The sequence below is a fragment of the Aurantimonas sp. A2-1-M11 genome (assembly GCF_036549475.1).
Taxonomy (GTDB): Bacteria; Pseudomonadota; Alphaproteobacteria; order Rhizobiales; family Rhizobiaceae; genus Aurantimonas.
Map to the genome: position 1 here is coordinate 1 of NZ_JAZHLI010000218.1, position 726 is coordinate 726.

A 726-nucleotide genomic window follows, 5' to 3' on the forward strand; every position below is an offset into this window, starting at 1 on the left:
TGCGGATTCCGACGAAGCCGGCCATGCATTCCAAGATGAAGCCGGCCACCTGTTCCGATTTCATTCCGGCCGCCGTTCCGATTTGAAGCCGGCCACCTCCTGATCTGATCCTGGGTCAAATTCGATGATGGGTCGGTGTCGGGTTTCCGGTCAAGGTGTCGCTGCGACCGTCGTCCGTGGAGCTCGTTTCCGTAGGCTCTCGCCGGACAATTCGATGCGATAGGCGTTGTGGACGAGCCGGTCGAGAATGGCGTCGGCGATGGTCGGATTGCCGATGATCTCGTACCAGCGATCGACCGGCACCTGGCTGGTGACGATCGTCGACCGGCGCTCGTAGCGGTCCTCGACGATCTCGAGGAGGTCGCGCCGCTGATCGTCGGTGAGCGTTTCGGGTCCCCAATCGTCGAGGATGAGCAGGTCGACCCTTTCGAGCGACTTCAGCAGCCGCGCATATCGACCGTCACCGCGGGCGAGGCCGAGGGTCGCGAAGAGCCGCGGCGCCCGGTGGTAGGCGACGGAGAAGTCTTCGCGGCAGGCCTTTTGGCCGAGGGCGCAGGCGAGCCAACTCTTGCCGACGCCGGCGGGCCCGGTGAGCAACAGGCCCTGCCGCTTTCGGATGAAGTCGCACCCGGCCAATTGGAGGAAGAGGCCACGGTCGAGGCCGCGCACGGCGCGGAAGTCGGTATCCTCGACCTGCGCGTCGTGACGCAATCGGGCGGCGCGAGC

1 protein-coding gene is annotated in these 726 nt (G+C 65.6%); it reads right to left on the bottom strand.

Features of this window, described 5'->3' with window-relative positions; genetic code table 11:
- Window positions 1–150: 150 nt before the first annotated feature.
- On the bottom strand, window positions 151–726 hold a 576-nt coding region (gene istB / locus VQ042_RS25765; RefSeq protein ID WP_331823076.1), incomplete at its 5' end, for an IS21-like element helper ATPase IstB.